Source organism: Colwellia sp. TT2012, from assembly GCF_001440345.1.
Taxonomy (GTDB): Bacteria; Pseudomonadota; Gammaproteobacteria; order Enterobacterales; family Alteromonadaceae; genus Colwellia.
The window spans coordinates 761,260-774,192 of record NZ_LJYX01000006.1; the positions used below are offsets into that span (position 1 = coordinate 761,260).

The following is a 12,933-nucleotide window of genomic DNA, read 5'->3' on the forward strand; positions in this document are numbered from 1 at the left end:
AGGTTATTGCTTAAATAATAGGAGCAGAGTAAATTAAAAATAATCTTACTCTGCTCCTAAACTATTTGTGCAATAAGAAGTAATTGCTGGAAAACTACTGCGTCAACGTCTCTGCTATATAATCATCAATGAAACGTTCCAAAATATTAAGCGGAACTGCACCATTTTTTAACACTACATCATGAAAATCCCGTAGATCAAACTTATCTCCCAACGCGAGTTTTGCTTTCTCTCGTAATGATAAAATTTTCATCATTCCTACTTTATATGAGGTGGCTTGGCCGGGCATTACAATGTAACGCTCAATCTCAGAAACAACATCTGATTGTGCCATACCGGTATTCACTTTCATGTAATCAATAGCTTGCTCTCGGGTCCATTTTTTATAATGAATTCCCGTATCAACCACTAAGCGTACTGCTCTAAATAGTTCAGCTTGAAAACGGCCAATATTATCGAAAGGGTCGTCTTGAAAACCCATTTCCCATGCAAGGTATTCACTATAAAGCGCCCAACCTTCTACATAAGCAGTAAAGGGTGAAAACATTCTAAATAGTGGTAAGCCTTCTAATTCCATTGCAATAGCTATTTGAAAATGGTGACCAGGAATACCTTCATGATAAGCCAATGTTCGCATTGCGTATTTAGGTGTCGCTTTAATATCATATAAGTTCGCAAAGAAACGGCCAGGGCGGCTGCCATCGATGGCTGGCTGCTGATAATAAGCCCCTGGTGCGGTTTTTTCTTTAAATTCAGGAATTCTAACAACTTCCATGCCCGCTTTAGGTCGAATTCTAAATGCCGAGTTCAAGCCTGCATCTATTTCATCAAGAATTTTTTGATAATCAACCAGAATTTGTGCCCGGCCTGCATCACTGTCCTCGTAATAAAAGTTTTCTTGCGCAGCTAAATCTTCTATAGCGGCACTAAAGCCTTGAGCAACGTCATAGTTTTGCTCTTTAAGAATAGTCATAATGTCTGACTGAATACGATTTACTTCTTTTAAACCAAGATCATGAATATATTGAGGCGTGTAATCAGTGGTAGTGAAGAACTTTAACGAACTCGCATAAGCTTCCTCACCGTTAGGTAAGCGCCAGAATCCATCGTCACTGGTTGCTTTTGGCTTCAGGTTAGTAAAATAATCAATCAATAACGTGTAGGCCGGATGCACATAATTATTAATATGATCCTTGGCTGTAGCGAGCAGTTCAGCTTGTTCATCATCACTAATATTACCGCTTTCAGTCATTTTTTTCGCCAACGAGGTATAGAGAATATTTTCCTCTATTGGTTTACCGACAAAATTGTTCATTTCTTCAAGTACACGTTCAATAACAAACAAGGGTGGAATAATTCCTTTTTCTTCTCTTAATCTTATTCCTTCGAGTTCTTGAGTGAACTTAGCTTTCACTAACACTAAACGCGATAAATAGTTTTCAACATCATCGGTGTTATGAATTTGGTGTTGAGCTTCCATAAAGCTTGGGTAACCATTTTGTATGCCAAACAGCTGGTTTACTGGGTAACTATGATAGCGGAATTGTTCAGAGTCCTTGGCAAAATCCAGTAAATATAGCGCAATCTCTTTAGAGAGAAGGTCAGCCTCAGTTAAACTGTCATTTTCGTATGAATTGAGTGTTTTATGTATTTGTTTTAACTTAACATATAACTCATCGGCTTTAGCCAGGCTTGCGTCATCAAGTTCACCATTATGTCCAGTGATGCCCACTGACTCCAAAAAGCCTAAAGAGGTTAATGTTTCAGGGCTTTCAAATGCCATTTTTAATACTTCTCGATCGACAAAAGATCGAAACCGCAACGGTTTATCGGCATTCCATTCATAAGCGGCGAAACTGCTAGCAACCACTATTACGGTAAGCAGCATAACTCCAAGCCATTTAAAAATTTTTTTAATCATAATACCTTCTTAAGATGACGCTTATTAAATTATGCCAATCATAAGCTTAATAGTGACAATTTATTATTAAATTGACGTTAACAAACTAATAACTACAAGTAAAAGAAAATTAAGAATTAACACAATAAGTCATGTCATTCAAATATATAGCCATGTGACAGGTCAAAACGCCTCTGGATCGTAAACTCCTAGCGATAAAAGCAAACATGAGTAAATATATGGTAAACGAACAATGATAATTGTCGATAATGTGCCTCGTCAAAAAAGGCTGGTAATTGACTCTCTAGCTCAATAAGCAAAATAAGTTACATTTTCAGTATGTTTTTGCAAAAGATACTTACAGTGGAATAACTTACCCTGGGACCTTAGCTACTTTAACAATAAGTTGAGAATAAAATGAATGCATTAGCTTTAACGCGTCGACATCCTAATGCTTGTGCTCGTTTCTCTTAATCTCTTGGTATTATCGGGATGTGGTGAGTCAGAGGGGGTAAAAATATCCGAGCTGTAACCTGATAAGCCTGCGATGGGTCAGGCTGGAGATGGTACTTTGCAAGATGTTGTCGGTTTAATAACAGGTGCAGAGTTTATTAAATTACATACGGCTGCTAAAAATCCAGGTTATGCCTTAGGCTGGGTAGTTACGGATGGTAGTTTAGGGCACAACGGTAGTAATACAATGTGGTTAGCATCAATAGACATAAATCCGACAAAGAACATGGCGCTATTTATTGTTACCAATGCGGCAGATTTACAAAAAGATAAAAATAGTTTTGCAGTAAAAGCGGTAGATAAATTAACAAGTTAATTGGTAAAACGAGCCGATTCCGCATTTGCCAATCACCCATTGCTGTGCCTGTTCTCCCATAAGACATGGGTCTTAAAATAGCGTGTGGAACACCGGATTCAAATAAGCTTTTGCTGCGTAGCGATGGCGCGTGATCATTAACATGGCCTTGTCGGTCTGCGCCATGGCATAATGAACAATATTTTTGGTAGTTGGCTGAGGCAATTTTTGTTTGAATTATGGTGAGTTTTCTTGGTGGTGGTAAAGTGCCTAATTTGTGCTCCTGAGTGAATAATGCATTAGGCGCAATAAAAGCTAACAAACAGCTAAGGACTATGCTTTTCTGGAAAAATAAAGGCATCATATTTATGTCCTTATATTTTAGATAAGCTAATAGATTAACGAGCATAATGAGACGAAGCAATGTCTACCTTGGTGGTGAAAAATTTGCTAACATATTTTTTGAATTTCTTGGGCTGCTAGCAGCCTGCGTTGTTGCCAATGTCAGCCGATCTACTGCCAAGCCAAAGCACATTTCAAAACAGTTTCCAAGTCATAGCGTTAACCCTTCAATACAACAATAAAAGCCAAGGAAAATCTGAATTCTGCATATTGCAGTCGTTTCAGTATATAATAGTGCCCGCTTTCGAAAAGACTTGTGATGCAGTGCACATAAATCTTAATGTCGAGGGCTTGCGTTGTGAGGAAACTTAGACGTAGAACACATTGGTTTAACAAACCCCCGATTAGCAAGAAACCCGAGTAGTATGGCATGCAGATATTAGAAAAAGATTACCAGATTAACAGCGTCAATAAAGCTATTAGCGCAGGGGGAAATTCCATTATTGCGCTACCTACGGGGGGCGGTAAGAGTATCTGCATACTTAAATTGTGCCAAGCATTGTCCGACAAAAAAGTTGTAATAAGTTTACGTAATGCCGCCTTGATCCCACAATTATTAAATACGCTTACCTCTAATGGTCTGTCTGTTAGCGTGGTCAAATCTGGCTACGAGTATATAGCGGGTGGTGATGTGACTTTAGTGATGGAGCAGTCATTTGCTCGAAGAAAGTACCTCAATATAGAATGTGATGTACTGCTACGTGATGAATATCATGTCGGTTGTATGGGTGGTGTTTATATCGCGATGCGTGAAGAGCTAGCTCCTGACTTGATCATAGGCCTTACTGCCACACCCATTGATAGATTAGGCGTTTATATTGATAAGTCGATGATATTGATTGAAGAGACTACCACTAAGGAACTGATTGACTTAGGTGAATTAGCCAAGCCTGTTTACAAAGTTCCTAGCCTATCTCAAGAGATAGATTATAGTGCCGTCAAAATGTACCGAGGTGACTTTAGTGCCTCTGGATTAGACTGTATATTACTGGAGCATTGCTCCTTAGTTGCCCAGCAGACCGTTGATGATGCACTATCTCATGGTCGCAAGGTGATGCTGTTTGCTAACTCGATAAAACATGTCGAGGCGTTATCTGAGGCTTTTAATTTGCTCGGTGTTCAACATGAGCTGGTTCACTCTCAGCGCTCGGGTAGTGATAATGATGAAAGCATACGTAGATACAAGGCAAATGAGGTTAGGCTAATCATCAATATGTCTATGCTGACTATTGGCTTTGATGACCCTACTACCGATTGCGTGGTGTTAGCGCGACCTACCAAGATATTAAGATTGTATTTGCAGATTATCGGTAGGTGTTTACGTGCCTCAAAGGGCAAGGCTAATGCGTTAATTCTGGATTTAGCTCAATGTATCTCGACTCATGGTTTTGCCGAAGACTATAGAGACTTTACCCGTAAAACGGCTAAGTCGGCCGCTATCATGTCTGAGCGATTGAGTGTGACTAATATCGCTCAGTTTGTTGATGGCGAGTTCAGCTACGATGAATCAATAGAGCGTAAACTTGTCAAAAGAAAGCCCGCGGTTAATCGTAACAAGCCTCGGCCTACGTTAGTTGCTAACAAGGATCTTGTTGATAGTACTGCGAGTAAACGGGCTGCATCGTTAGCCAGACTTAACCCTAGAATGGAAAAACTAGTTAGCATCATAGAGTTGGTTAATATCGTCTATGAACAGCAAGACGAAAGTAGCAAGATGCTTGATGAGCTGGAGATGGTTAAGTTAGTTGCCCTGATAGGATTTGCTTATAGTGATGCCTTAGTTGATAGCTGCATTAAGTTAGTTGAGGATCAACACGCTCATAACAAATCAATTAGAGGTTTACTGCTTAGGGTTAGCAATTTGATAACCGCAATAGCGAGGAAAGACTTAGCAATAGCCTAAGTATAAAGAACCATTTATAACAAAAGGTGCTTAACGCTCTTTTTTTATCCGAACTATGAATGGAAAAAAGGGAACTAACTCACGCTAGCCCCCCATTGAATGGATTTATTAAAAATCGATTTTATCTTTATTTATCTTTATTTTTATTTACACTGGGCTGAATCAAACTCAACTAGGATAGTTGCGTTACTGCCGCCTCCTGTTAACTTAAGATAAGACCAGTAATTAGTGCCAGCAGGCAAGGTAATACAGTTAGTAGTACTACCATTACCTAATGATTTCCCATCATAATTACTGTTACTTGGCCAAGAGTTGTTACTGTATAATACGTCTAAATTACCCTGTCCATGGCCAGTAGTAATGGCTACTGATTGATGTGCAGAAACATCACCGATAGATAACCATATGGTGCTGTTACTACCTAAACAAGCTGCGACACCAGCGGTCAATGAACCACCCGTAATTGCTGCTTGTGATGCACAAGCATCAACCAGATTTGAACGCTGTGCACTAACAACAACCATCGCCGTATCTGTATGACTTGCTCCGTCGTTATCCGTAACGGTTAAAGACACAGAATAATTACCTACAGTCGCGTAGCTGTATATCGGGTTAGCATCTGCGCTTTCGCTATTATCACCAAAAGTCCAAAGATAACTCACGATGTTACCATCGGTATCTTTAGAGCCCATGCTAATAAAATTGATTGCGTCGCCAACGAAGGCACTATAATCACCATTAGCTACAGCTATAGGAGCAATGTTTTCGCTAGCCGTTATAGTTACCGTGTAATCTTCTGCTTCACCATCACCTAAATTACCACAAGCATTTGAAGGGGCATTACCATAGGTCATTACTACTCTCATTCGAGTTTGCACACCTGCCATACCGTTAGGAATAACAAGGTTAGCTGACACTGTACCTTGACCAGAAACACCACTCAGTAGTTTTTCAGAGGCATCAAAAATACCATCTTGGTTTAAATCAACCCAAGCAGCCCAATGTTCAGAGTAACTACCACCAGCGGTTAAGCTGAAAGTATTATTACCCGCTACCAATGGCATGTTGATCGCGGTGTTATTCGCATAACCCTCTTTACCACTATCATGAGAAATACCACCGGCAGTAACATTTGCAATCCATTCGTAACCCGTATTGCCGGTTACTGAACAATAATTACTCACTACTACTGGTGTTATGGTTGCACTCGTCATTACCGTCGTTGCTGCTTGGTTATTATCGGTAACGGTTAAGCTAACTTGATATTCACCTGCAGATTGATAACTATGGCTTGGATTTTCTAGTGTACTGGTAATACTGTCACCAAAATTCCATAAATAACTGGTAATACTGCCATCTTGGTCAAAAGAACCGGCACTACTAAAGTTAATAACCTGACCAGCATCTGCGGCATAAGGGCCATCTGTTTGTGCTGTCGGTGCCGTATTTCCTGATGTAATGTTCACTAAACTGGAATCTATTGCTTCATAACCATCGTTATCGATAATGGTTAAAGTGGCGGTAAAAGTACCTGAGTTAGTGTAAACATGGCTTGGGTTTTCTAAGGTACTGCTGTTGCCGTCACCAAAGTTCCAGTAAAAGCTAACAATATGGCCATTAGAATCTGCAGAGCCCGCGCTGCTAAAGTTAATCACTTCGTCAATTACTGCGTTATAAGCACCGTTTGCTTCAGCGATAGGTAAACCAAGATCAACAGTAGCCATACGTTCATAATAAAGTCTAAAAGTAGCCTCACTGTAATCTAAGAAAGGGTCAATCATGACATTAACGGTACCACCGCCAGCGCCAAACTCACAGAATTCACTCAAACGTGGTGCGCTCCAAGGACCACAATCTGAAACCGTAGTGGTTGGTACTGAATTAATACTCACATACATGTCTGGGTCGCCTTGATAGCCACCAGCTATTACCGCTACAACTCGGGTTGCATCACTAGGAACTTGAAATTGAAATAATTTTTTTGTACTGCCTGCAAGTGCACCTAAATTCGTTTCTTCAGCTAAGAAAATGCGTTCACAGCCATTACACAAGCTTGGATCGTCAACCGATAATACTTCTAACGTGGCATTTGAATAATCGGTAAAGGCATCGATGGTCGCGTAATAGCTTTGTGTTGTTGACGGTGAAGAGATGGTCACTAACTCAGGAGTACCTGGTGATTTAAATGAGATAAAATTAGCAACCCAATCAGTACCATTTTTACTTGGCGCAACGCCCTTACTAACATATAAATCAGGATCTTGATCAAAACCTTTTAAATATATTGCCGCCGCTTCAGTGCCTACAGGCATATCTATGATGAAAGTATTAGTTTCGCCTTTTAATGCCGACAAGTTAGTAAAGTCAACAATCAATTGCCCAGATGGCGCAGTATCTAAACCTGAACCATCCCATGAATGTGTGGCATTACTGGTATATGCGGACAACCCAACAGCAATAAGGTTATTATTGCTCCATAAAGGCGAACGGGTTGGACCATGCAGAGCCGCAGTCATTCGACTTACTTGCCCTTGGGTATACATGGCGTAGTTGTTAGAATAATGCATAAAGTTTTCAGTATTGGTAGGTTTACCCAAGCAATTCAGTGCATTATCTTGTAAAATACTGCTACTCATTTGTGGAGTATCACAGTTGTTATCACCGGTAATTGAACAGAAACCAGCTTGATGAACTGAACAAACATCACCAGCAAAAGTATGGGGTAAATTTAGCCAGTGACCAAATTCGTGAGTAAATATCGAACGGGAGTTTTCGTTGATGTTACTGCCCATAAAAGCACCGTTATAAACTACACGAGACAAACCGGCTTGAGACATACTTAATTGCGGATACCAAGCAACGCCTGAATTATTGGTGGCACCATCATTATATAGATCAGACATTATATAAATGTTCATATATTTGAAGTTATCCCAAGCATCGGCAGCAATGGCAACGTCAAGTTTTTCGCCGTCACCATAACCTGCTTGTGCACCATAACGCACAATACCGTTAGTTACATTACCGCTGGGATCTCTTTTTGCTAAGACAAATTCAATATTTAGGTTGCTGCGAATGGCGGCAAACTCGGCAGAAATAGGTCCATCAAGGGTATTGGTACCAAGAAAATCTTCATTGGTTTTATTTAACGCATCAATGATTTTACTTTCGGTTAAACAATAGGCACTGCTATCGCTACAATTAAATTCATTACCGTAAACATGTACGACCACAGGGATATAATAACGACCATCAACACCCGCACCATTAACTGCGGCAGCAGAAGTAGCTGAAGTATTAGACAGGGATGACATTTTAAACATATTTTTAGCTTGCTTTTGCTGTAATTGCAGCTCGTTTTCTTGTTGCAAATCGCCCCAGTTTTGCTTGTTTTCATCGGTACCACAAACCTGACTAGCAGCGTTAGCAAGTTGAATACTGTTAAATGTAGTTTCTTTTTGGCCCGCTAATGTGGTGGTAGTTGAAACCGCCAGCAATAGTGCCATCAAAGATGGGATTTTATTTAGACATGACATGAAATGTATCCTGTTTATATTGTTATAATTATCAAAACATTGAATCGCTAATTGCCTGCTTTTTTTAACCAAAACTTGGAAAAAAATAAAAGTCATTAGCGATTCACTTGGTTAGTTTATTGTTATATAAGTGCAAATTTTTCTAGATATCAGCGTAACTGAAGCAACATCGAGTGGTTATACGGATAGTATAGTTATCGATCAAAATTTACACGTAATTAACATACTATAAGCACAATATATTGTATACGTTATACTTTAATTTAAAGGGTTACTGATACTACTTGATTGATAAATATAGATATAATTTATATTTCGTTTTAAGTGAAATTGGCATATATTTCGTTTTAAGTAAAATTGGCATATATAGAGGTTTAGGTGAGTTGGTGATTGAATGTTCTGCTGAGTTGGGCGCTCTGGGAATTATTCACCACATCCATTTGGTTCTCCTGCAAGACAGGCCTGCTGCAGTTGTGAAAATTCCCCCCCTATATTTTGGTGGAAGGCAGTCGATAAGAAAACTGCAGACAATACATGAACTGTCGTTTAGGCCACACCCTAATTAATGATATTAACCATTATGATCTTAAGGTTAAGGTCACTAATACTATGCCATGATCGGTACTTTCGCCATCACGCGCGAAGATAGGATTAATTAAATGTCGGTCGTAAGTATCATAGTTACTGACTTGATAAAGACTGTCGTGATAGCTGGCATCAAATTCACATGACAATAAGATGTAATCGAGTACCGAGCTAGTATTAGCAAAATAATGTGTTGGTGTCCGCGGTACTTTTTCTGCTCGACCTACTGCTAGCTTAGTATTAGCTGCATTAGGTTCATCAGCTTCGTTCACTTCCTTAGCCAGCGCCAGTTGCAATAAATCCCAAGCATCATTTAAACAATATTTAGCCAGATAGGCATCGCGATCAATGTGGGAGACAAAACGTAAGGTATTGGTCAGTAAATGACTTAACACACCATCCGTTAAGCTATTATTGAAATCGCCCATTAAGACCATGGGCTGACCAGTAGTCTCTCGCCGCTCTATCATCTCAATCATTAATAACGTCGCTTCACTGCCACGTTGTATGGTTGAGCCCCAACTACCAGCCACTTGTGCTTTTAGACTGTCAATAATAGCTTGTTCTGGTGTTCTACTTTTATCTTGCTCATCGAGATCAATCATTGAACGCTTAGATTTAAAATGCACCACATAACAATCACAATTACCTAGATGAGGTACTGCAACCGTCGCTCTGATTATTTTTCGGCTAAAAGAAAAGTCACTGCTCAAACCTAATGTTTGGGCAAGGTCAGCATTAGGACGTACCGCATCAACCTCAACAATAGGATAGCGAGAGGCAATGGCGACCACAGGACGTCGATAAATAAAATCATCAATAACCTCGGGTTGATCAACCACGGCAAAATAATTATAGCCTTGCGCGGTAACCAATTCTTTTAATGACTCGGTACTAAACACTTCTTGAAAACCAATAATGTCAGGCTGATATTCACGTAAATAATCCGCTATCCATTTTTGTTTTTTATGCCATTGCTCGGCACTATAAATACGCTCAAACTCATAATAAGCATTGGGTGGCTCAAGGTAATTAAACAAATTGAAGGTGGCAATTTTAAGTTGCGTATCTACTACTGAGGCGGCTAATGTATCTGCTATAACGATAAGGTTAAATTCCTTTATTCACTGTCGGCTATACGAATTGAGGCTTTAATTATTTTAACTTCGGTTGTGGTTTTACCACGTCTACTGCCTAAGGCTTCAATTTTAGCTAAACTACCTTCTTCATCGTTAACAACTTTACCAAAAACAGTATGTTTGCCATCTAAAAAAGGTGTTGCTTTAAAGGTAATAAAAAATTGACTGCCATCAGTACCTGGGCCTGAATTCGCCATGCTTAACATGCCAGCTTCGCTATGATCTGCCGTACCTTCAAATTCGCCATCATATTTATAACCTGGGTTACCTGAGCCACTGCCTAAAGGATCACCGCCTTGCGCCATAAATCCTGGAATTACCCGATGAAAAATTAACTCATCATAGAAACCAAGCTTAGTTAAGTAAATGGTACTAGAAACATGCATGGGTGCTGAATCTGTTAATAGTTTGATGGTGAGGTTACCCTGGTTTGTTTGCAGCTCCCAAAAATAATCTTTGCCTTGGGTAAAGGTAAGTAATGGCGGTTTAGTTAATTGGGTTTTCCAACTTGGATCTGTTTTATCTATAGCTTGGTGAGTAATAAAACTCTCGGCTTGTTTTATGGCCGTATCGCCGTCACTACAAGCCGAGAGGGTGATTATTAAAAAAAGGCTAGCAATTATTTTATTGTTATTCTTCATATAAAAGGTCTTATGGTGTTATTTTAAGGGTTGAAAGTATTTTAACTTATCGGGTGTTGTCAGATGTTATCAGCTATCAAGTTGCAGATAACAGTATTCCCCATTATTTTTTAATGGCTGTGTTTTACTGAGCAAAGCTGGCGTTATTCACTTTTCCTGCTGCCATCATCGCGACATCCAATAAAGCAATAGTCTAAGCAAATCATTTAGCCAGCAGCAACTCTACCAAGTTTATTGACGATATCGGCAGTTATTGGTAATGATTTAGGCTATATGTGCCAATATAAGTCACTATATTAAATAACGTTAGCAAGAATGTTTTGATTAGATTAAAATAGCTATAATGGTTAACCCCTATGTTAGCTTTTATGTTTGGCCCAGGATAGATGTTAATAAACTATTCTCAGGGTCTTAGGTGGGCGTTATTGATGAAGCCCAGGCAATGCTTAACAGGCAAATAAATACAATGATGTTGTTAAGATAAAACGTCAATAAGAGGTCGTGGTAAATCTATGGATTATTTTGAACAGTTAGCTGTAGCTAGAAATGCAACGACGGTCGAGATCAAAAAAGCCTATCGAAAACTCGCTAATCAATATCACCCAGATAAAAATACTAGCACTGAGGATGGCGAGAAATTCCAATTAATTCAAAAGGCCTATGAGGCTATTTCGGATCCTAAAAAGCGTACTTTGTACCTGAAAAGTAACTATACCGTTATAGCAGATCCCCGAGTGGTAGCAGATTCTTTTTGGCATAATGCCTTGAGTTAAGCGTTAAGTTAAACGCCAAGCGAACTTATCACTTATAAAGCAGACAATACTCTCACGTATAAAACATGTAATTAGGAAATAACCTTGCACATTGAAAAATACATACCTGATTATTTAACTGATTATTTTTCTATGTATTTAGAAAATATGACCTCGTTAACTGATCCGGAAAACCCTGAATTATTATCAACATATTTAGCTAATTTATTTACACCGTTAAATACTACGCCTTTATTATTTAGTGGCATGGTTGATCAATTAGCCATGGCTATCACCACAAAAATTAAAATTGATAATAAAAACTTAGCGTTACTTGGCTTAATGGATGAACCTTCTTGGGCGGAGGTAAAGCCATTCGTTGGTGTACATACTGATGCCAGAGCCTGTATTACTGAACTGATGGCTCATGCCGAACAGGAGTTGAAAATTGCTGTTTTACTTATTCATTTTTATAAGTGCTACGATGCCACGCCTTTAAAAGCTGCCCCAGACAATTATGAACAAGTCGATGATTATGCATCGGATGATTTTGATGAGAACTACTAGTAGATTTACCTTCTAAGGAATAACCGTGACAAAAAATGCATTAACTCTGGCTACCGATATTATCGAAATAGCACAACAAAGCGGTAGACGCGCAGGTACTTCATTAGAGGCAATTGCTTCTGAAGAAGGTGATGAAAAAATGATGGCAGTGTTAAGCGAAATGGATATTTTAACCGTCGCTAAAATTGTCAGAGAACACGATGCCACCATTCCTTCTATCGCTACTTGGTTAATGGATGCCGAGTCTATTAAGCAGTTATTAAATGTTGAGCCCTCTTATTGGCAAAATATGGATGAAGACCATGTGTTTTGTGCGCAAACAGAAGCACAGAGTTTATTATCACAAATTTTTCTTTCTTCAGACGATGAAGAAAAACAGCTAGAAGTATTAAAAGCCATTGTTGAAGATGACTTTGGCCTATTATATTTGTCTCTGCCATTTGTTGGCCATGATTTTTCAGAACTCGAAGAAGACGAAGAGCAAGTATCAGGCAGTATTGAAGAGCTGTTAATGAAAATCAAATCCCTCGATGAAGAATCCTACCGTGAAGTTATGGTGGTTAGTAGCAATGGTACGTTAGACAATGTTGAAAAAGCGTTGAAAGATAATGCTAATAAACAAAGAGTGACATCAGTAGCAATAGATACCGATGACATGTTTGCACCACTTTGATGGGCAAAAAACTATTACCATAGCCTT

General features: G+C 39.1%; 9 protein-coding genes. 5 read left to right on the plus strand and 4 right to left on the minus strand.

What is annotated here, in order from left to right; genetic code table 11:
* Positions 1–94: 94 nt before the first annotated feature.
* On the minus strand, positions 95–1,888 hold the full coding sequence (locus ASU03_RS05030) for a DUF885 domain-containing protein (RefSeq protein WP_442855127.1): 1,794 nt from the start codon (positions 1,886–1,888) through the stop codon (positions 95–97).
* Positions 1,889–2,447: 559 nt separating this feature from the next.
* Between ASU03_RS05030 and ASU03_RS05035 the strand changes: the two genes are divergently transcribed.
* Both ASU03_RS05035 and ASU03_RS05040 read left to right on the plus strand, forming a co-directional pair.
* Positions 2,448–2,729, plus strand: a complete 282-nt coding sequence (locus ASU03_RS05035; protein WP_057830758.1) for a hypothetical protein — start codon at positions 2,448–2,450, stop codon at positions 2,727–2,729.
* 751 nt (positions 2,730–3,480) lie between these two features.
* Positions 3,481–5,013, plus strand: a complete 1,533-nt coding sequence (locus tag ASU03_RS05040; RefSeq protein ID WP_057830759.1) for a DEAD/DEAH box helicase — start codon at positions 3,481–3,483, stop codon at positions 5,011–5,013.
* Between the two features lie 143 nt (positions 5,014–5,156).
* On the opposite strand, the gene ASU03_RS05045 is transcribed toward ASU03_RS05040, so the two are convergent.
* The 3 genes from ASU03_RS05045 to ASU03_RS05055 form a co-directional block, all read right to left on the minus strand.
* Positions 5,157–8,549, minus strand: coding sequence for a PKD domain-containing protein (locus ASU03_RS05045; protein ID WP_057830760.1), 3,393 nt, complete (start codon positions 8,547–8,549; stop codon positions 5,157–5,159).
* A gap of 578 nt (positions 8,550–9,127) precedes the next feature.
* On the minus strand, positions 9,128–10,174 hold the full coding sequence (locus tag ASU03_RS05050) for an endonuclease/exonuclease/phosphatase family protein (RefSeq protein WP_057830761.1): 1,047 nt from the start codon (positions 10,172–10,174) through the stop codon (positions 9,128–9,130).
* An 80-nt stretch (positions 10,175–10,254) separates the two neighbouring features.
* On the minus strand, positions 10,255–10,914 hold the full coding sequence (locus ASU03_RS05055) for a peptidylprolyl isomerase (RefSeq protein ID WP_057830762.1): 660 nt from the start codon (positions 10,912–10,914) through the stop codon (positions 10,255–10,257).
* Between the two features lie 512 nt (positions 10,915–11,426).
* On the opposite strand from ASU03_RS05055, the gene ASU03_RS05060 reads away from it, so the two are divergent.
* The 3 genes from ASU03_RS05060 (at position 11,427) to ASU03_RS05070 (ending at position 12,906) form a co-directional block, all read left to right on the plus strand.
* Complete coding sequence (locus tag ASU03_RS05060) at positions 11,427–11,687, plus strand: DnaJ domain-containing protein (RefSeq protein ID WP_057830763.1); 261 nt, start codon at positions 11,427–11,429, stop codon at positions 11,685–11,687.
* An 84-nt stretch (positions 11,688–11,771) separates the two neighbouring features.
* Positions 11,772–12,233, plus strand: a complete 462-nt coding sequence (locus tag ASU03_RS05065; RefSeq protein ID WP_197411196.1) for a hypothetical protein — start codon at positions 11,772–11,774, stop codon at positions 12,231–12,233.
* Between the two features lie 25 nt (positions 12,234–12,258).
* A complete protein-coding gene (locus ASU03_RS05070) occupies positions 12,259–12,906 on the plus strand; it encodes a hypothetical protein (RefSeq protein WP_057830764.1) in 648 nt (215 codons plus the stop codon).
* Positions 12,907–12,933 lie beyond the last annotated feature (27 nt).

Coding starts and splice junctions, on each gene's coding strand:
- ASU03_RS05030 (WP_442855127.1), bottom strand. CDS start 1,888: ATGCTGCTTACCGTAATAGTGGTTGCTAGCAGTTTCGCCGCTTATGAA.
- ASU03_RS05035 (WP_057830758.1), top strand. CDS start 2,448: ATGGGTCAGGCTGGAGATGGTACTTTGCAAGATGTTGTCGGTTTAATA.
- ASU03_RS05040 (WP_057830759.1), top strand. CDS start 3,481: ATGCAGATATTAGAAAAAGATTACCAGATTAACAGCGTCAATAAAGCT.
- ASU03_RS05045 (WP_057830760.1), bottom strand. CDS start 8,549: ATGTCATGTCTAAATAAAATCCCATCTTTGATGGCACTATTGCTGGCG.
- ASU03_RS05055 (WP_057830762.1), bottom strand. CDS start 10,914: ATGAAGAATAACAATAAAATAATTGCTAGCCTTTTTTTAATAATCACC.
- ASU03_RS05060 (WP_057830763.1), top strand. CDS start 11,427: ATGGATTATTTTGAACAGTTAGCTGTAGCTAGAAATGCAACGACGGTC.